The sequence below is a fragment of the Cupriavidus campinensis genome (assembly GCF_905397395.1).
GTDB lineage: Bacteria > Pseudomonadota > Gammaproteobacteria > Burkholderiales > Burkholderiaceae > Cupriavidus > Cupriavidus campinensis.
This window is the reverse complement of the sequence record NZ_CAJPVH010000028.1, coordinates 1-16852: the sequence shown is the minus strand read 5'-3', so window position 1 is coordinate 16852 and position 16852 is coordinate 1. Positions and strand designations below refer to the sequence as shown.

The 16852-nt window shown below is 68.1% G+C and carries 15 protein-coding genes; 5 read left to right on the top strand and 10 right to left on the bottom strand.

Features of this window, described 5'->3' with window-relative positions:
- The first annotated feature begins 137 nt into the window (after window positions 1-137).
- A complete protein-coding gene (locus KHO18_RS16365; RefSeq protein ID WP_144196945.1) occupies window positions 138-779 on the top strand; it encodes an MlaC/ttg2D family ABC transporter substrate-binding protein in 642 nt (213 codons plus the stop codon).
- Window positions 780-891: 112 nt separating this feature from the next.
- On the opposite strand, the gene hpnH is transcribed toward KHO18_RS16365, so the two are convergent.
- Together hpnH and ispH are read right to left on the bottom strand one after the other, a co-directional pair.
- Window positions 892-2058 carry an adenosyl-hopene transferase HpnH gene (gene hpnH / locus KHO18_RS16360; RefSeq protein ID WP_144196946.1) on the bottom strand — a complete coding sequence of 389 codons (1167 nt, stop codon included), beginning with the start codon at window positions 2056-2058 and terminating at the stop codon, window positions 892-894.
- 33 nt (window positions 2059-2091) lie between these two features.
- Window positions 2092-3090: a 4-hydroxy-3-methylbut-2-enyl diphosphate reductase gene (ispH, locus tag KHO18_RS16355; RefSeq protein WP_211943557.1), complete on the bottom strand. Its 999-nt coding sequence runs from the start codon at window positions 3088-3090 to the stop codon at window positions 2092-2094.
- A 212-nt stretch (window positions 3091-3302) separates the two neighbouring features.
- Here ispH and hpnA point away from each other — a divergent pair, with 212 nt between their 5' ends.
- Window positions 3303-4295, top strand: coding sequence for a hopanoid-associated sugar epimerase (hpnA, locus tag KHO18_RS16350; protein ID WP_211943570.1), 993 nt, complete (start codon window positions 3303-3305; stop codon window positions 4293-4295).
- 36 nt (window positions 4296-4331) lie between these two features.
- On the opposite strand, the gene KHO18_RS16345 is transcribed toward hpnA, so the two are convergent.
- The 4 genes from KHO18_RS16345 to KHO18_RS16330 form a co-directional block, all read right to left on the bottom strand.
- Window positions 4332-5474 carry a glycosyltransferase gene (locus tag KHO18_RS16345; RefSeq protein ID WP_144197161.1) on the bottom strand — a complete coding sequence of 381 codons (1143 nt, stop codon included), beginning with the start codon at window positions 5472-5474 and terminating at the stop codon, window positions 4332-4334.
- Between the two features lie 20 nt (window positions 5475-5494).
- Window positions 5495-6403, bottom strand: a complete 909-nt coding sequence (locus KHO18_RS16340; protein WP_211943569.1) for a ferritin-like domain-containing protein — start codon at window positions 6401-6403, stop codon at window positions 5495-5497.
- A 256-nt stretch (window positions 6404-6659) separates the two neighbouring features.
- Window positions 6660-6926, bottom strand: a complete 267-nt coding sequence (locus KHO18_RS16335; protein WP_144196949.1) for a hypothetical protein — start codon at window positions 6924-6926, stop codon at window positions 6660-6662.
- A gap of 175 nt (window positions 6927-7101) precedes the next feature.
- On the bottom strand, window positions 7102-7371 hold the full coding sequence (locus tag KHO18_RS16330; protein ID WP_144196950.1) for a hypothetical protein: 270 nt from the start codon (window positions 7369-7371) through the stop codon (window positions 7102-7104).
- Window positions 7372-7569: 198 nt separating this feature from the next.
- On the opposite strand from KHO18_RS16330, the gene KHO18_RS16325 reads away from it, so the two are divergent.
- The gene (locus KHO18_RS16325; protein WP_211943556.1) at window positions 7570-8682 is read left to right on the top strand and encodes an AGE family epimerase/isomerase; all 1113 of its coding nucleotides are present in this window, start codon (window positions 7570-7572) and stop codon (window positions 8680-8682) included.
- Window positions 8683-8700: 18 nt separating this feature from the next.
- Here the strand turns inward: KHO18_RS16325 and KHO18_RS16320 are convergent, their stop codons facing one another.
- Window positions 8701-9558 (bottom strand): LysR family transcriptional regulator, encoded by an 858-nt coding sequence (locus KHO18_RS16320; RefSeq protein WP_144196952.1) that lies wholly within the window; start codon window positions 9556-9558, stop codon window positions 8701-8703.
- Between the two features lie 129 nt (window positions 9559-9687).
- On the opposite strand from KHO18_RS16320, the gene mdtD reads away from it, so the two are divergent.
- Entirely contained in the window at window positions 9688-11094 is a 1407-nt protein-coding gene (gene mdtD, locus KHO18_RS16315; RefSeq protein WP_244844852.1) for a multidrug transporter subunit MdtD, read from the top strand.
- Window positions 11095-11104: 10 nt separating this feature from the next.
- Here mdtD and KHO18_RS16310 read toward each other — a convergent pair whose 3' ends face one another.
- The 3 genes from KHO18_RS16310 to KHO18_RS16300 all read right to left on the bottom strand — a co-directional run bounded on the left by KHO18_RS16310 (window position 11105) and on the right by KHO18_RS16300 (window position 12574).
- Window positions 11105-11476 carry a hypothetical protein gene (locus tag KHO18_RS16310; protein WP_186296803.1) on the bottom strand — a complete coding sequence of 124 codons (372 nt, stop codon included), beginning with the start codon at window positions 11474-11476 and terminating at the stop codon, window positions 11105-11107.
- On the bottom strand, window positions 11473-12144 hold the full coding sequence (locus tag KHO18_RS16305) for an alpha/beta hydrolase (RefSeq protein ID WP_211943555.1): 672 nt from the start codon (window positions 12142-12144) through the stop codon (window positions 11473-11475). The genes KHO18_RS16310 and KHO18_RS16305 overlap by 4 nt, the downstream gene beginning before the upstream one ends.
- A gap of 118 nt (window positions 12145-12262) precedes the next feature.
- Window positions 12263-12574: a hypothetical protein gene (locus tag KHO18_RS16300; protein WP_144196954.1), complete on the bottom strand. Its 312-nt coding sequence runs from the start codon at window positions 12572-12574 to the stop codon at window positions 12263-12265.
- 463 nt (window positions 12575-13037) lie between these two features.
- On the opposite strand from KHO18_RS16300, the gene KHO18_RS16295 reads away from it, so the two are divergent.
- On the top strand, window positions 13038-16852 hold a 3815-nt coding region (locus tag KHO18_RS16295; protein ID WP_211943554.1), incomplete at its 3' end, for a cobaltochelatase subunit CobN.

Here is a 16852-nt window from a genome sequence, read left to right as displayed (position 1 = left end):
GGGCGCGCGGAGGCGGCAGCCCGGAGTATAGCCGCTGGCGGCGGCTTTCCCGCACCCGCCGCGGTCCGGCCGCGCCGCGATCCGCTATATACTGCCCCGACTGGCCCTGTGGCCGATTATCCCTGCATCGGAGACTCATGAACCGACAATTTCCCACCGCCATCATTGCTCCCGCGATTGCCCCCGTCACCGTGGCGATTGCGGCCGTGGCGATGATCGGCACCGCACACGCCCAGACGTCACCTGACAAGCTCGTGCAAACCGCCGTAGAAGGCGTGATTGCCAAGATCAAGGCCGATCCCGAGACCCGCAGCGGCGATCTGGCAAAAATTACCGCCGTGGTGCAGCGCGAGTTCCTGCCTTACACGGATTTCGGCCGCACCACCCGCCTCGCGCTCGGCAATGCCTGGAAGCAGGCTACCCCTGAACAGCAAAAAACACTCCAGGAGCAATTCACCGCCCTGCTGGTGCGCAGCTACGCGGTTTCGCTCTCGCAACTGCGTGACCAGAGTCCCAAATTTACCTACAAGCCGGCCAAGGCTGGCAGCAGCGCCAACGACTCCGTGGTGGCCACCCGCGTGCTGAACAACGGCGACGAGATGCTGATCGACTACCGCCTGCAGCGCGGCAACGACGGCTGGAAAATCTACGACATCAACATGATGGGCGCCTGGCTGATCGAGGTGTACCGCAAGCAGTTCGCCGACATCGTTGCCCGCGACGGCGTGGACGGCCTGATCAAGTACCTGACCAATCACAACGCCCGGGCAGCGGCGTAATCGCCCCAAGCAAAAAATGAAGCCGACTTGGCTACAGACGTAGTCAAATCGGCTTCATTCATTTGAAGCGTTTGCCCCGGCCGCTTGCGCGGGCCGGGGTGCGTTCATGCGCTCAATGCGTCGCTTGCGCCTGCACGGCCTCGGCGCGGCTGCCCTGGGCTTTCTTCAGGTTGCCGATCTCGGCCAGCTTGATCTCCACGTGGCGCGAGAACACGTAGTCGGCCGGGCGCTGCTTGTCCAGCGAGATGTCCGGGGCCATCGCGCCGGTGGTCTTCACGCCGCGCAGGGTCACGCCCAGCGCCTTGAGCGGGTGGGCGAACGTGTCGGCCACGGCGGTGGCTTCGAAGCCGCTGTGGACCATGCAGTCGGCGCACTTCTCATAGTTGCCGACGCCGTAGGCGTCCCAGTCCGTGTCTTCCATCAGTTCCTTGAAGGTCTTCACGTAGCCTTCGCCCACCAGGTAGCAGGGGCGTTGCCAGCCGAACACCGTGCGCGCCGGGTTGCCCCAGGGCGTGCACTTGTAGGTCTGGTTGCCGGCCAGGAAGTCCAGGAACATCGTCGACTGGCTGAATGCCCAGTTCTTGCCCGCGCGGCCGCGCGAGAGGATGTCGCGGAACAGCTGCTTGGTCTTGTTGCGGTTCAGGAAGTGCTGCTGGTCCGGCGCGCGCTCGTAGGCATAGCCTGGCGACACCGTGATGCCGTCCACGCCCATCGCCTTGACCGAGTCGAAGAACTTGGCCACGCGGTCCGGCTTGGCGTCGTTGAACAGCGTGCAGTTGATGTTCACGCGGAAGCCGCGCTCCTTGGCCATGCGGATGGCGTCCACGCAGCGGTCGTACACGCCTTCCTGGTTGACCGAGTGGTCATGCATCTCGCGGTCGCCGTCGAGGTGGATCGACCACACGAAGTACGGGCTCGGCTCGTACTGGTCGATCTTCTTCTCCAGCAGCAGCGCGTTGGTGCACAGGTAGACAAAGCGCTTGCGGGCGATGATGCCGCGCACGATCTCGGGCATGTCCTTGTGCAGCAGCGGCTCGCCGCCGGCGATGGACACCACGGGCGCGCCGCACTCGTCCACGGCCTCCAGGCATTCCGCCACGGACAGGCGCTGGTTCAGGATGGGGTCCGGATAGTCGATCTTGCCGCAGCCGGAGCAGGCGAGGTTGCAGCGGAACAGGGGTTCCAGCATCAGGGCGAGCGGATAGCGCTTTTGCCCGGAGAGGTGCTTGCGAGCAATATAGGCGCCAACGCGGGCGACCTGCAGAAACGGAATGGCCAAGGGGTGCTTCCTGTGAGGGTTCGGCGGTGCGGTTCAGCCTGCCGCCGTCTGGTCGGCGAGGCGCGCATCGCGCTGTTCGGTTGTCTTGCTGGCGGGTTGCGCCAGTGCTGTGCCGGCCAGTTCGGCCGGCAGGCGGAATTCCGCGTGTTCCACGATGCCTTCCATGGTCGATACCTCGACCGGCCCGAGTCGGCGTAATGCCGCGATCACGTCTTCCACCATCGCCTCGGGCGCCGAGGCCCCCGCGGTAATGCCCACGACATCGGCGTCCCGAACCCAGGCGGGATCCAGCTCGCTGCCATCGGCAATCAGGTAGCTCGGCACGCCGCTTTCCGTGCCAATTTCGCGCAAACGGTTGGAATTGGAGCTATTTGTCGCCCCGATCACGAGAATCACATCCACCCGCGACGACATCTCGCGCACCGCACTCTGGCGGTTCTGGGTGGCGTAGCAGATGTCGCGCGTGTTCGGCCCCACCAGATTCGTGAAGCGCGCCGCGAGCGCCGCAATGATATTACGGGTGTCGTCCACGGACAACGTGGTCTGCGTGATATAGGCCACAGGGGCATCCACCGGCAGGTCCAGCGTGGCCACTTCCGCTTCATTCTGGACCAGGATCACCTTGCCGGGGATCTGGCCCATGGTGCCTTCCACCTCGGGGTGGCCGGCGTGTCCGATCAGGATCACGTGGCGGCCGGCTGCGGCATACTGGCGACCTTGGGTATGCACCTTGATGACGAGTGGGCAGGTCGCGTCGATCGCGTGCAACTCCCGCCGCTGGGCATCCGCCACGACTTCCCGCGAGACCCCGTGGGCGCTGAAGATGGTGACCGCGCCGCCTGGGACTTCTTCCAGTTCCTCGACGAAACGCGCGCCTTTCTGCCGCAAGCCTTCCACCACGTGCTTGTTGTGGACAATCTCGTGCCGGACGTAGACGGGGGCGCCGTGCTTGACCAGCGCGCGGTCGACGATCTCGATCGCGCGGACCACGCCGGCACAGAAGCCCCGAGGCTGGGCGAGTATTACCTGCATAGGGACGGCCCCCCGACCCACTGACGAATATTCAACATTTTCTTATCTTGGTATGCCGGCATCACTTTCCGGCTCACGGTGGTTACTATATACCGGTGCAGAAATTTCTGTCTGGCACGTTGGCTGGGGCCAACACGGGCTTTTGGCTCACAATGCGCGTGGTTTAGGGCCTTAACGGCCCAAAATGGCAATCTGTAGACAGGGGAACTGAAATTAACAATTGCATTTTGGTGACAGGCGCGTCGGGCTTTCTTGGCTCTTCTGTGATGCGGCAGGCCCTCGACCGGGGTTTTCAGGTCCGGGTGCTGGTGCGGGCCACCAGCCCGCGTGCCAACCTCGCCGGGCTGCCCGTGGAGGTGGTCGAGGGCGATATGCGTGACGCGGCGTCCATGGCGCGTGCGATGGCGGGCGTGCGCTACCTGTTCCACGTGGCGGCCGACTACCGGCTCTGGGCGCCCGATCCCGAGGAAATCGTGCGGTCCAACGTGGATGGCACCGTGACCGTGATGGAAGCCGCCCGGCAGGCCGGCGTGGAGCGCATTGTCTATACCAGCAGCGTGGCCACGCTGCGGGTGGCCGGCGCCACCGCGCCCGTGGACGAGACCGCCGCCATGGCGGGCCACGAGGCCATTGGCGCCTACAAGCGCAGCAAGGTGCTGGCCGAGCGCGAGGTGGAGCGTCTGGTCGCCGAGGGGTTGCCGGCGGTCATCGTCAACCCGTCCACGCCGATTGGTCCGCGCGACGTGCGACCCACGCCCACCGGGCGGATCATCGTCGAGGCAGCCACCGGCAAGATCCCGGCCTTTGTCGATACGGGCTTGAATCTCGCCCATGTCGATGACGTCGCCACCGGCCACTTCCTGGCGCTGGAGCGCGGCAAGATCGGCGAGCGGTACATCTTGGGCGGACAGGACGTCACTTTGCAGCAGATGCTGCACGACATCGCCGGCATGACCGGCCGCAAGCCGCCCACCGTGCAACTGCCGCGCTGGCCGTTGTACCCCTTGGCGCGGGTGGCGGAGACCGTGGCGCGCTTTACCGGAAAGGAGCCGTTCGTCACCGTTGACGGCCTGAAGATGTCGCAATACCGGATGTTCTTCACCTCGGACAAGGCGCAGCGAGAGCTTGGCTACACGCCGCGGCCGTATCAGGATGGGCTGCGCGACGCCCTGACCTGGTTCCGCGAGGCCGGCTATCTCAAATAGCACTGTTAGATATAGATCGAGATATAGCGAGCGCGATCACGAGCGGATCGGCGCCTGGGCGCGGCCTTTCCACTGGCCGCCCCGGCGCAGCCAGTAGCGGCGTGCCGAATCGAGCGTTGCGCCCAGATAGAACAGCGCCGTGAGCGGCAGCAGCGGCGCCAGCCACGCCGGCTGCCGGTATTCGCGCAGCATTGGCCGATAGCTGACCGCCATCAGGATCCACGCCAGCCACGCCGGCCACAGCGCCGCGCCACCGGCCAGCGCCAGCACGGGCGGGGCCAGATAGGTCAGGATCATGCCGAGCGTGGCGCCGGCCAGCATCCAGGGCGAGTAGTGCAACTGGGTGTAGGCGCTGCGCGCGATCATGTTCCAGAGGCTTTCCCAGTCGTCGTAGGGGCGCAGCGAGATGCTGTCGTCCGCCAGGTCGAGCCGGATGGCGCCGCCTTCCTTGATCCGCGCTGCCAGGCTGCAATCGTCGATCAACTCGCCGCGAATGGCATGGAAACCGCCGATGCGCGCCAGCGCCGTGCGCCGTGCCAGCATGCAGCCGCCCGCTGCGGCCGCGACGCGGCTCGATGGGTCCGCAACCCGCGCGAACGGGTAGAGTTTGGCGAAGTAGAAGACAAAAGCCGGCACGATCATGCGTTCCCAGGCCGATTCGCAGCGCAGGCGCACCATCAGCGAGACGAGGTCGCGGCGCTCAGCCTCGGCGCGGGCCACCAGTTCCGTCACCGTTCCCGGGCCATGCCAGATGTCGGCGTCGGTGAGGAAGGCGAACCCGGCGTCGGGCATCTGCACGTCGGCAGCGGCCAACCCTTCGGACTGCGCCCAGACCTTGCCGCTCCAGCCGGCAGGCAGGTCCCGCGCCGCCACCACGGTGAGCTGGTCGGCCTTGCCGATCGACAGGGCGGCGGCCCGCGCGATGTCGGCGGTGCCGTCGCTGCTATGGTCGTCCACCACGATCAGGTGGAGCCGCCCCGCATAGTGCTGGCCCAGCACGCCGGTCACGGCGCGGCCGATCACATCGGCCTCATTGCGGGCGGGGATGATGCCGACCACGGGCGGCCACGCGGCGGGGCGGGGGGAGGGCGCGGGTTTGCGCACGCGCCAGAAGCCGGCGCGGGCGAAGACCAGCACGCACCAGATCAACAGGGCCAGCAGGGACAATCCAAACGCCATGGCGTGCGTCAATTCCAGATTCATTTGAGAAAGCGGCGCACCAGCCGGGCCAGCCGGGGCACCGTGGTCGGGCGCAGAAGCCGCGCATCATACCCCGCCATGCGCCGCGCGTCCTCGGCCAGGCAGAGGTCGATCATGGCGCCGGGGGAGAGCGTCTGGCCCAGCGTATCGGCCGCGTTCATCGGGAAATTCGCATCCTGGGCGGCGCCGTCCACATCCACGTCGATGCCGCGCGCGATGCCGATGCGTTCGCGGATCAGGAAGAACCAGACCCGCCAGACCTTCCAGGCGAAGGCCGGCTTGCGCCACCACGGCAGGCTGGCGCGATACCACGCCACCCAGTTCGCAAAAAACAGGATATGGCGGCCTTCTTCCTGGATCACGGGCTCAAATGTCTCGACCAGCTCGGCCGGGAAGAAGCCGGAATCCTTGGCCGCGGCAAACAGCCCGAACGCGGCAAAGCTGTCGATGCACTCGCTGTAGCCGGTCACCAGCCAGCCCCATTCGGGGTCGGCGGGCGGCAGGTACTCGGGTTCCGGTGCCAGCGTGATGCCATACGCCTCCACCAGCTTGGCCAGCACCACCTTGTGGCGCGCCTCCTCGTCGGCATCCATCTCCAGCGCGCTGCGCAGCAGCGGGTCGCGCACGGTGCGGGCGTAGCTGTGCACGCGGATGGACGCACGGCCCTCGGTTTGCACGGCGATGTCCCAGATCGGCAGCGAGGTCACGCGGCGCAGCGCATCGGGCGGCAGCACCGGCCAGTCGATCACGGACGGTTTGTAGGGGTTGTGGGTCTGGAGCAGCATGTTGCAGAACATGCGCAGATGCTCGGGAGAGCCGATGCGGAGCCGGTCCGGCAAGGGATCGGTCCAGTGGCGCATGGCGTGGTCGGCCTGCTCCACCGCCGTGCGGGCGATGGTCGCCGCCACGGCGGCGGCGCGCGCTTCAGCGCTGGCGGGGGCAGACGGGCTCGGCGAACTGGCGGTGTCGGCAGGGGCGGATGGCAGGTCCGCGACGCTGCCATCGGCTTCGAAAGCTCTTTTCATTGGCGCTCCGGGCAGGGGATGCGGAGGCCATTGTATCTAGCGCCGGTCAATATCGCAGGCCAGGGCGGCCTGATTTTTTAGGGCGCGCACTGCCGCGAGCGGGTGTTCGGCGGGTGTTCGGCGGATTTTCTTGCCGTTCCTACCGCGCGCGCGATTCGTGTCCGGGGCGGCGATGGGGGTCAGGCGGGAATTCGGGGAAGACATCGCACTCGCCCCGCACGATGTTCTCGATGGTGGCGCAGATGCCCTCGGTGCCGCGCGGCCCCACGCAGACCAGGCTGCGCGGATGGTCGGAATGCTGCGGGATGGCGTAGACATGCATCCCTTCCCGATAGAGGGGATGCCGCGCGAGCCGCTCGTTCATCAGTTCGACAAAGCGGCGGGGGCTGACAGTGGGCTTGTCCATCGCTTTTCTCCGAGGGGCATACGGGAAAAAACGGGACAAAGCGTCCCGTGCCGTGTGCCGCCACACCTTTCAGGCTAGGCCGGCGGCCACAGTGGATCAAGGGGCGAAAATGGGAAAAGAGACTAACCGCCCCTAACAGGAGCCAAACGGATTCTTGATGCGCCTGATGGCGTTATCAATGGCGCATATCTTTTGGATACATGCCGGGCAGTTCACTCGCGGCGCGCTGACCTTCGAGCATGCTGTTGCCGGCCGCCCAGCAGGCCGCTTCCGCCTCGGCCTGCGAGCCATAGTCCGTGGCGGCCTCGATCATGCTGTCGCAGTCGGCACCACCGCATTTCTCCTCCACGACGATACGCCACGTGTAGCGTCCGGGTGGGTCTTCCATCACATGCATCACGAGGGTGCGACGGTGGTCGGCGATTGTCGTGGGATGAGCGGACATGGCGGTTCTCCCGGAGGGCAGGGTTACGACCGGTGGTGGACTTTCAACATAGCACCGCGTGGCCGCTTTGCCAGTGTCATCTGCGGCCGAGCGGCGCGCGCGGCGCACGGCGCCTTCCGCCGCCCTGCCATTTCCAGTATCTTGTGTCGCCTGGGCAGTGGCCGCGCAATGCGGCAGCGCCCGTATTTCGCTCACCCCATGCTCGCCTCCCCGACACTTTCCGAACGGATCGCCTCGCTGATCGCCCATTTCGACACGGCCATCCTGCCCGCCTGGACCGGCCCCGGCTGGCGGGCAGACCTCCGGCTGGCGCACGAGGCTCTCGACGGCGCCACCAGCCAGCCCTTGCCAGACAGGCGTTTCCGGGCGATGGCCTGCGCGCGGCAGCTGTACGTCTTCGCTACCGCCGGCCACCTCGCGCATGCCGATACGCTGTTCACCTCGCTCCAGCACTATTTCGGCGACGGAACGGGCGGCTGGATCTACAGCATCGATGCCGATGGCGCGCCGCGTGATACCACGCGCGACCTCTACACCCACGCGTTCGTGGTTTTCGCCTGCGCCCATTACCATCGCGCCGGCGGCAGCGCGGCGGCGCTCGAGACCATGCGCCGCACCGTGGATGTGATCGAACATCGATTTGGCGATGGAAACGGTCTCTATCACGCGGCTTTGTCGCCCAATTTCGCGGTCAATGGTGGGGGCGTGTTGCAGAACCCGATCATGCACCTGACCGAAGCCTACCTCGCCGCCAGCGAGGTGACCGGCGACCCCTGGTTCGCCGCCCGCCTGCCGGAGATGGCGGCGGCGGTGGCGCAGCGTTTCGTCGATCCCGCCAATGGCTGCGTGGCCGAGCAGCCGCAGGGCACGCCCGGCAACCGGATCGAGCCCGGGCATCAGTTCGAGTGGTATTCGCTGGTAATGACGGCGCCGGCCCTGTTCGCCAATACGCCGTTGCCGGCCTCGCTGCGCCGCGCGTACGACTTCGCGCGTGCCCATGGTGTGATCAATGACACACTCGGCGTCAGTGCCGCGCTGGATCTGGACGGCACGCTGCAGGACGGCACCCAGCGGATCTGGGCCCAGACCGAATTCGCCCGCGCGCTGGCTGTGAAGGGCACCGTGGAGCAAGACCCGGCGCCGCTGATCGAACTGGAGCAGTGGATCGACCGTTTCCGCAGCCGTTTCCTCCATGCCGATGGCTGGCACGAATGCGTGGCGCCGGATGGCGAGGTGGTGCGCGCCGAAATGCCGTCGACCACGCCCTACCACCTGCTCACGGCCTATCAGGCGCTACGCGCGCTCGGCTGAATACGCAGACGAAGCCTATCAATCCGTGCGCGATGCGCGCAGATCACTCTTGCGCAGCAGCGTCAGCAGCGTCTCGGCCGGCTCGGACAACCGGCCGGCCGCCAGCGAGATGAACTCCACCTCCGGCAGCGCCGGCAACTCCTGGCTGTTGACCGGCGGCACCAGCCCGCGCCCCGCCAGGGCCTGCGCCCGGACGGTAATGCCGAGCCCGCCGCGCGCCGCCGCGATGCAGCCCGAATGGCTGCTGCTGGCGCAGACCACCCGCCACGGCCAGCCGGCCTTGGCCAGCGTGGCGAGCACAATCGAGCGCGTGACGCTGGGCTCGTTCACCAGGATCAGCGGCAGCGGCTGGCGCACGTCGATCACCGTGCCCGGCCGCGCCAGCCATTCCAGCGGCCCCCGGAACAGCGAGACGCCGCGCCGGTCGCCTTCGCGCCGCTTGCCGATCATCAGATCCAGCATGCCGGCATCGACCAGTTCATAGAGCTTGCCGGTCATGCCGATGGTGATTTCGAGTTCGACATCGGGATGGGTGTCACGGAACGCCGCCAGCACATTGGGCAGCGGGCCCTGCGCGAGGTCGTCCGAGGTGCCCAGCCGCACACGGCCCTGCAGCCGGGGCGCGCTGAACTGGGATTCGGCGCGCGCCAGCGCCTCCAGGATCAGCCGGGCGTGCACGAGCAGCGCCTCGCCATCGGCGGTCAGGCGCAGGGAGTGGGTGTCGCGGATAAACAGGCGCCGGCCCACGCTGTCTTCGAGCCGGCGGATATGGTCGCTGACCGACGATTGCGAGAGGCCGAGCTGCCGGCCGGCATCGGTGAAACTGCGCGCCGTCGCCACGGTGGCGAAGGTCTGGATCCAGACGGGATTGAGCATCGGCCCATTGTCATCGGATTTTTCGATAGCAGTCAATAACGCCAGAGGGGTTCCCGATGGCTATCCCGGTGTTTACCATAGGGTCCATTGTTCCTGGCCACTGCCGACCAGGGATTCCAAAGAATTCCCATGACCACCGCTCCAGCCCCCGCCAGCCCAGCCGTCGCCTCGCAGAAGGCCATGCTGTGGATCGTCTTCGCCGGCTTCTTCATGCAGACGCTGGACACCACCATCGTCAACACCGCGCTGCCCTCGATGGCGCACAGCCTTGGCGAGAAGCCGCTGGACCTGAAACCGGTGGTGGTGGCGTACACGCTGACCATGGCGATGCTGACCCCGGCCTCCGGCTGGCTGGCCGACAAGTTCGGCACGCGGCGCGTGTATTTCTGCGCCATCCTGATCTTCGTGCTCGGCTCCGTGTACTGCGCCACGGCCCATACGCTCACGCAACTGGTGATTGCGCGGGTGCTGCAGGGCGTGGGCGGGTCGATGCTGCTGCCGATCGGCCGGCTGGCCGTGCTGCGCAATATCCCGGGCGAGCAGTACATCGCGGCGCTGGCGTTCGTGTCGATTGCCGGGCAGGTGGGGCCGATCTTCGGGCCGGTGCTGGGCGGCTGGCTGGTGCAGAGCGCGTCCTGGCACTGGATCTTCCTGATCAACGTGCCAGTGGGGCTGGTTGGCCTGCTGGCGGTACGCCGCTACCTGCCGGCGGGGGAGGCCGGCGTGGCGCCGCCGTTCGACTGGGTGGGCTGCGGGCTGCTGTCGCTGTGCATGGTGGCGTTCTCGCTGGCGCTGGACGTACCGCACGGCGCCTCCCACGCGCTGCTGTGGAGCCTGGTGCTGGCCGCCGTCAGCATCGTCGCCGCGCTGCTCTATATCCCCCATGCACGGCGGCATGCGACGCCGCTGTTCCGGCTGGCGCTGTTCCGCGAGCCGAACTTCAGCGTGGGGCTGGTGGGCAATCTGGTCTGCCGCATCGGTTCCGGCGCGGTGCCGTTCCTGCTGCCGCTGCTGATGCAGTTGCAGCTGGGCTATTCCCCGTTCCATTCGGGCCTGATGCTGCTGCCGGTGGCGGTGGCCGGGGCGGTGTCCAAGCGCTGGATCGTGCCGCTGGTCAACCGCTACGGCTACGACAACTTCCTGCTGGTGAACACGCTGATCGTGGGGGCCTCGATTGCCTCGTTCGCGGCGATGTCCCCGGGCTGGCCGCTGGCCGTGTCGATCCTGCAACTGGCCACCTTCGGCGCTTCGAATTCGATGCAGTTCGCGGCGATGAACAGCGTGACGCTGAAGGGGCTCTCGCGCGAGGACGCCGGCAGCGGCAACAGCCTGTTCTCGATGGTGCAGATGCTGGCCATCGGCCTGGGGGTGACGATTGGCGGCGGGCTCGTCAGCCTGTTCTCGAACGAACTGGGCGTGGCCGCGCCCGCCTATCGGCTGGCCTTCCTGGCGGTGGGCATCATCACGCTGCTGTCGGCCTTCGTGTTCCGGCGGCTGGACGGCGAGGCGCTCAATCCCGTGCGCCGCGCGGTCTGAGCCATCTCCGTCACTCGGTCACGCCGTTCTCATGGAGCAGCCGTTCGCATTCGTCCAGCATGTCGTGGGCGAAGGCGGACTGGTAGTTCGGGTCGAGCGCTTCCATCATCTCGTGCGCCGCGTACAGGCCGGCCTCGCGCGAGAGCGATTCGGACAACTGGCGCGCGAACTGGTCGCTCAGCTCCGAGAGCAGCCGCCGCTCCGACAGCGCCAGTTGCAGCTTGGAGCGCGACAGCCACATCCCGGCCAGCGTGGCGCCCTGCGCGTCGGTCATCCATTTGCCGTGTTCGTAGAACGCTGCCAGCCGCTCGGCCGTCAGCGCAAACAGCAGCGCCTTGCGGGTGTTGAAGTCGATGCGGGGCGGGGGCGTGGTGGGGATCATGCCAGCCGCTCGCGCAGCCACTGGCCGATATCGGCAATCTCTTCCAGGCAGACCGAGTGCGGCATGCGATACGTGTGCCAGGCCACCGGCTGCTCCCGCGCGGCGAGGAAGTCCCGGGCGCGCGTGCCCAGGCCCAACGGCACCACGTCGTCCTCGGTGCCGTGCGCGGCGAAGACCGGCGTGGCGGCATTGGCGGGCGTGGCCTCGGCCGCGATCAGGTCCGGCGCGGGGATGTAGGTGGAGAGCGCAATCACCCCGGCCAGCGTCTCCGGGTGCGTCAGCGCCGTGGTGTAGGCGATGGCGCCGCCCTGCGAGAACCCGGCCAGCACGATGCGGCTGGTCGGCACGCCGCGCCCGTTCTCACGCGCGATCAGCGCCCGGATGGCCTCGCGCGAGGCACGGATGCCCGCCTCGTCGGCACGCCGGCCGGCTTCGTCGAGCGAATAGATGTCGTACCAGGCCGGCATGACGTAGCCGTTGTTGCAGGTGACGGGAATCGCCGGCGCGTGCGGGAAGATGAAGCGCACCGCCAGCGTGGCGGGCAAGCCCAGCTCGGGCACGACGGGGACGAAATCGTTGCCATCGGCGCCAAGGCCGTGCATCCAGATCACGCTGTGCGTGGGGTTTGGCGCGGTCTCGAGGTCAATCGCGGGGAGAAGGGTGCTCATGGGCCGGTTCCTTGAAGTCTGGTGCAGACGTGCGCATGCCGCCCCGGTGCGGGGGCGGCATGGCATCGAACGCGGCGAGTATCGCACAGCCGGGCATGCCGGCCGGGCGAAGGATCGGTCAGGCGGCCGAGGGTACGATAGGTACGGTGGTCAGGCCCGGCGCCACGCGCGCGGGCTGCGAGGCCGGCGGCAGGGCGGGCGCCCCGGGTGTCGGCGACATGGCCGCATGGCGACGGTCCGCCACGCCTTCGACACCGGTCGCGCCCACTTCTTCGAGGAACGCGATCATGTTGCGGTAGTAATCGACTTGCATCTGCGCTTCCAGCAGGCGACGCTCTGCCTGAAAAAGCGTCAGCCTCATGTCTTGCAGTTCCTTCTCGGCGATCTTCTCTGGCGTCGGCGGACTGAACAAGTTGGCAAGCGAACGCATGGCAGTTACCTCCAGGGCTGTCTTACGGCTGGGTGATTCGGGATGTGCGCGCCATGGGTCAAATATAGTCGATCCGCCGCGAGGTACACGATGGGTCACCACAATGCATGTGGCGTCGCCCACAAGGATGATTGCCGCCACTTGCACGGATGCGTAGATTGTTCGCCCATTGGCCTCCCGCCCCGGGATTCCGGGCCGTGCAGGCAATATCCGGGGCGATTCGGACGCCATACTTTGTGATTACTACCTGCGGCTTTGTGACGTAATTGCCTGTCGTGGTCAAATTTGCCAACCCGCTTTCAGGCGCCCATCCCACGAAAAAAACAACACCTGCGTGGATGGCGCGCAACAGCGGGTGATCTGCACGCATCAAACATCCGTACGAAAGGCGTGCCGCCGACGCGTCCCCTCCGGGTAAAATGCCGAGCCAGCCGCTTCCGCGATGTGCGGTGTGCTGCCCGCCATGCCATCCTGCCCCCGCCGAGTGATTCCCCATCCTGCCTTCGCCAGTCGCCTGCGTCCATGGCTTGCGCTGCTGTGCTGCCTGATCTGCGCCCTGTGGCTGCTGCCGTCGGCGATGGCCGCCGCGCCGGTGCGCGTGCTCGTCGTCACCTCCAACGCGCACCTGCTGCCTGCCGCCGAGGCCGCGTTCCGCGCCACGCACGGCGAGGCGGTGGCCACCTTCACGTTCCGCACCGAGGCACCGGACGCGGCAATGCTCGCGCAGGCCGATGTCATCTATGCACGATTCGCCCCGGCCACGGTGCTGCGCGCGATGGCGCCCGGCGTGCGCCAGGCCGCCGCACGCGGCGTGCTGGTCTTCGGGGCGCCGGCGGAGAGCGTCGAGGCGGCGTGGGGCCCGGGCGCAGCCAAGCGTGATGCCGCCGATGCTGCGCAGCCCTATTGGGAGGCCGGTGGCGTGGACAACCTCGCCGCCTTCCTCGCCCTTGCCGTGGCGGCGCGGCAGCGCATGCAGGGCCTGCCGGCGCAGGACGTGATCGCGGTGCCCGCCGTACGCCCTGCGCCCGCCGCCGGCATCTACCATCCGCGCGCAGCACAGCCGTTCGCGTCGCTGCAGGATTACCTCAAGTGGTATCGGCAGGCCGGCATCGTTGCCGATGGGGCGCCGCTGGTCGGCATCGCCTTCTACGCCACCCACTACCGCCAGCGCGACCTCGCCCATATCGACGCCCTGATCGCTGCGCTGGAGCGCCAGGGCGTAGGCGCGGTGCCGGTGTTCGGCTGGCCGCTCTCGGGGCTCGATGCGCTGGTCACGCAGGATGGCACCACGCCGCTGCGCGCGCTGCTGGCGTTGAACCTGACCATTCCGCGCACCGAGGACAAGGACTGGCTGGCGCGGCACGGCCTGCACACGATCAACCTGATCGCCACGCGCGACAGCGAAGCCGGCTGGCGTGCCGATGTGCGCGGCATCGCCGGAGAGCGGCTGCCGCTGTTGCTGACCGCGCCCGAGCGCAGCGGGGCGACCGAGCCGATCCTGTTCGCCACGCAGGAAGGCGGGGAGGGGAGCCAGCGCAGCACGGCGGTACCGGAGCGCGTGGCCGCCATCGTGGCGCGCGTGCGCCGCTGGATCGCGCTGCAGGACAAGCCGCCCGCCAGCAAGCACGTGGCGGTGCTCTACTACAACAACCCGCCCGGGCGCGGCAATCTCGGCGCCAGCTATCTGGCCACGCTGCCGTCGCTCACGCAGATCCTGCAGCGGCTGCGCGCGGCGGGTTACCAAACGGGCGATGACCTGCCCGACACGCCCACGCTGACCGCGCTGCTCGAGGCGAACGGGCGCAATATCGAAACGTGGTCGCCCGGCGAGCTGGCGCGCATGGTGCGCGGCGGCCACGTCACGCTGCTGCCGCTGGCGCAGTACCGGCGCTGGTTCGAGACGCTGCCGCCGGCCTTCCGCGCCGCCGTGACGCAAGCGTGGGGACCGCCCGAGCGCAACCCGCTGATGCTGGCGCGCGACGCGCAGGGCGAGCCCGCCTTCGTGATCCCGGGCCTGCGCTTCGGCAATGTCTTCGTCGGCCCCCAGCCGCTGCGCTCGACCTTCGCGCGCGCGATGGACACCTCGCACGACACCATCACGCCGCCGCCGCATTCCTACCTCGCGGCCTATCTCTGGTACCGCCATGCCTTCGGCGCCGATGCCATGGTGCACGTGGGCCGGCACGGCACGCTGGAGTGGCTGCCCGGCAAGCAGGTGGGGCAGGCTGGCGACGATAGCGCCGAAGTGCTGCTCGGCGACCTGCCCAACGCCTACGTCTACATCCAGGACGGCGGCGGCGAGGCGATCCAGGCCAAGCGCCGCAGCGCTGCCGTGCTGGTGAGCCATCTGGCGCCGCTGCTGGCCAGCGCCGGCCAGCCGCCGGTGCTGGCGCAGCTGGACGAAGCCATCGAGCAGGCCGAGGCCACGCGCGACAGCTCGCCCGAGCTATCGGCGCAGTACCGGCAGCAGGCCATCGCCCAGATGCGCGCGCTGAAGCTCGACCAGCAACTGGGTCTCGACGCCAACGCACCGTGGGCGCAGATCGAGCCGATCCTGCACGCCTTCCTGCACAAGGTGGAGGCCGAGCCGATGCCGCTGGGCATCCACGCGCTCGGCGAGATGCCGCCCGAGGCCGATCAGGTGGACGCGCTGGCGCTGCTGCTCTCGTCCCAGCTCCGCAACCCCGCCTATGACGCCCAAGTGCGCGCGTGGGCCGAGGATCTGGTGGCCGGCCGCGCGCCGCCGCTGGTCGGGCTGGCGGACGATCAGGCGCCTACAGTGCGGGCCGCGCTCCAACTCGCCCGGCAATGGCTGGCCGATCTGCGCGCATCGCCCCGGGCCGAACTGGACGGCCTGGTCACCGTGCTGGCGGGCCGCTATCTGCCGACCGGGCCGCTTGGCGACCCGGTGCGCACGCCCGACGGCCTGCCCACGGGCCGCAACCTCCATGCCTTCGATGGCGCGAAGATCCCCACGCCGGCGGCGTGGGCGCTTGGCAAGACCATGGCGGCGCAGACGCTGGCGCGCTATCGGCAGGAAACGGGGCGGCTGCCGGAGTCGGTGTCGATGGTGCTCTGGTACGGCGAAACGGAACGGCATCAGGGCGCGATGGAGGCCGAGGCGCTCTGGCTGATGGGCGTGGCGCCGGTATGGAACGCGCGCGGCGGCGTGGAGGACGTGCGGCTGATTCCCGATGCCGAATTGGGCCGGCCCCGCGTGAACGTGCTGCTGACCATTTCCGGCATCTACCGCGACGGGTTTGGCGACAAGGTGGCGCTGCTCGACAAGGCTGCGCGGCTCGCCGCCGCCGCCGGCGACAACGCCATCAGCCGCCACGACCGCATGGTGGCCGCCGCGCTGGCCGCCCGGGGCACCGACCTGGACACTGCCGGCAAGCTGGCCCGTGCCCGCGTGTTCGCCGCCAAGCCCGGCAACTACGCCATCGGCGTGCAGCAGATGGTGGAGCAGAGCCGCGATGCGCAGGACGGCCCGGATGCCCTCGCGCGGCAGTACCTGCGCTACATGAACTTCGCCTATTCGGCCGAAGGCTGGGGTGCCAGCGCGCCGGACGCGCTGGCGAGCCATCTGGCCTCGAACGAGGCGGTGCTGTTCTCGCGCACCAGCACGCTGTACGGCGCGCTGGACAACGACGACACCTACCAGTACGCCGGCAGCCTGACCGCCGCCACGCGCGCGGTGCGCGGGCAGGCGCCGCGCTTCTGGCTGCACAACCTGCGCCGCGCCGGCGAGACGGACACCGTGGACGTGCGCACGTGGCTGGCCACGGAGTTGAACGCGCGGCAATGGAACCCGAAGTGGATCGGCGCGATGCAGCGCTCGGGCTATGCCGGCGCGCGCGAGATGGTCAAGGAGATCGAGCATCTGTACGGCTTCCAGGCCACCGTGCCGGAGCAGATGCCGGGCGAGTTCTGGCAGCGCACCTATGACGTCTACGTGGCCGACAAGCTCGGTCTCGGCATGGACGCCTTCTTCCGGCAGGCCAATCCCCACGCGCAGCAGGGCATTCTGGCGCGGCTGCTCGAAGTAGACCGGCAGGGCAGCTATCGATTCACGGACGCGGAACGGGCCGAACTGCTGCGCCGCTACGCGGATGCCGTGCGGCGCGATGGGCTCTCCTGCACGGCGAATACCTGCGGCAACCCGGTGCTGATGGCGCATATCGCGCAGGCCGGCCGGGCAGCCCGCGTGGACCCGGCGCTGCTGCGCGCGCTGGGCCGGCAGCTGGCCGATGCGGTGGTGGCGCCGGGGCCGGTGGC

Coding starts and splice junctions, on each gene's coding strand:
- KHO18_RS16365 (WP_144196945.1), top strand. CDS start 138: ATGAACCGACAATTTCCCACCGCCATCATTGCTCCCGCGATTGCCCCC.
- KHO18_RS16330 (WP_144196950.1), bottom strand. CDS start 7,371: ATGTCCGCTCATCCCACGACAATCGCCGACCACCGTCGCACCCTCGTG.
- KHO18_RS16335 (WP_144196949.1), bottom strand. CDS start 6,926: ATGGACAAGCCCACTGTCAGCCCCCGCCGCTTTGTCGAACTGATGAAC.
- KHO18_RS16305 (WP_211943555.1), bottom strand. CDS start 12,144: ATGAGCACCCTTCTCCCCGCGATTGACCTCGAGACCGCGCCAAACCCC.
- KHO18_RS16325 (WP_211943556.1), top strand. CDS start 7,570: ATGCTCGCCTCCCCGACACTTTCCGAACGGATCGCCTCGCTGATCGCC.
- KHO18_RS16300 (WP_144196954.1), bottom strand. CDS start 12,574: ATGCGTTCGCTTGCCAACTTGTTCAGTCCGCCGACGCCAGAGAAGATC.
- ispH (WP_211943557.1), bottom strand. CDS start 3,090: ATGCAGGTAATACTCGCCCAGCCTCGGGGCTTCTGTGCCGGCGTGGTC.
- mdtD (WP_244844852.1), top strand. CDS start 9,688: ATGACCACCGCTCCAGCCCCCGCCAGCCCAGCCGTCGCCTCGCAGAAG.
- KHO18_RS16345 (WP_144197161.1), bottom strand. CDS start 5,474: ATGGCGTTTGGATTGTCCCTGCTGGCCCTGTTGATCTGGTGCGTGCTG.
- KHO18_RS16310 (WP_186296803.1), bottom strand. CDS start 11,476: ATGATCCCCACCACGCCCCCGCCCCGCATCGACTTCAACACCCGCAAG.
- KHO18_RS16320 (WP_144196952.1), bottom strand. CDS start 9,558: ATGCTCAATCCCGTCTGGATCCAGACCTTCGCCACCGTGGCGACGGCG.